Source organism: Blautia sp. AF34-10, assembly GCF_003477865.1.
Lineage (GTDB): Bacteria > Bacillota > Clostridia > Lachnospirales > Lachnospiraceae > Fusicatenibacter > Fusicatenibacter saccharivorans.
In genome coordinates this window covers 1-830 of sequence record NZ_QUED01000088.1, presented here as the reverse complement: position 1 = coordinate 830, position 830 = coordinate 1, and the positions used below count along the sequence as shown (strand labels likewise).

At 33.5% G+C, this 830-nt stretch carries 2 protein-coding genes; one reads left to right on the top strand and one right to left on the bottom strand.

Annotated features, from left to right (window positions below; genetic code table 11):
• Positions 1 to 73 precede the first annotated feature (73 nt).
• On the top strand, positions 74 to 430 hold the full coding sequence (locus DWZ60_RS17150) for a hypothetical protein (RefSeq protein ID WP_147397779.1): 357 nt from the start codon (positions 74 to 76) through the stop codon (positions 428 to 430).
• A 78-nt stretch (positions 431 to 508) separates the two neighbouring features.
• Here the strand turns inward: DWZ60_RS17150 and DWZ60_RS17635 are convergent.
• Positions 509 to 830 (bottom strand): hypothetical protein (locus tag DWZ60_RS17635; RefSeq protein WP_207664426.1); only part of this gene is annotated, 322 nt, incomplete at its 5' end.

Below are 830 nucleotides of genomic sequence, written 5' to 3'. Positions count from 1 at the left end.
CAGTTAAAAAAGTTAAGTACTAAACTTTTTTGACTATGTTATTTTGTTGAGTATGATTATGGCATAACTTGAAGTGAATAAAAAGGTACTCAGGTTCTACCGTTTACTAATTAACAGTGAAAAAGGGGAAACATTAGAGAACGTAGAATACATTTCTGATCCATCATATCATGATGTACTAATACTTAGGCAGGTTCAAGCACAGTATAGATTCGAATTTGGAGAAATGAATGGGAGGTGCATTATTGAATATGGCTTTCCACATTATTTTAGAAAAAATGTAAAAGGTGATTCATTTGAATCGCGTTTGGCAAATATTTATTTTGGAAAAGCAAGCAAAAGTCAAAATGTAAAAAATGCAACTAGATTAATATTGGAAGAATTTGAAAAATTATATCAAATGCAATATCATTCGTGTTTGAAAAAATAAAATGGGTATAATTGCATTAAAGATTTACTGGTGAAGTGACAAGTTATTCTACTGACAACAAAATGACAATATAATCACCTAAAAATCCACGCAACAGGTACAATCTGGACAAAACTCCTGGATTTTCACCACCAAAATCAATACATTACACCACACAACAACTTTACAAAGAAGAGTTTGAATAACGGACAGAAATGCCGAAAGCCTGTATTTATGCGGGTTTCCGGCATTTATTTTATCGAATGGCTCTGGTTTGGCTCTATTTGTGAGAGCAATAATGGCAAGAAAATAGTAAACGGTAGAATACGAGCACCTTGACAAATAGCAGACCGCTTTTGCGGTCTGTTTATTTTCCGCTGGCTTTTTGCGGCTTTCTAATGTTTTCGGGCAACATATCTGA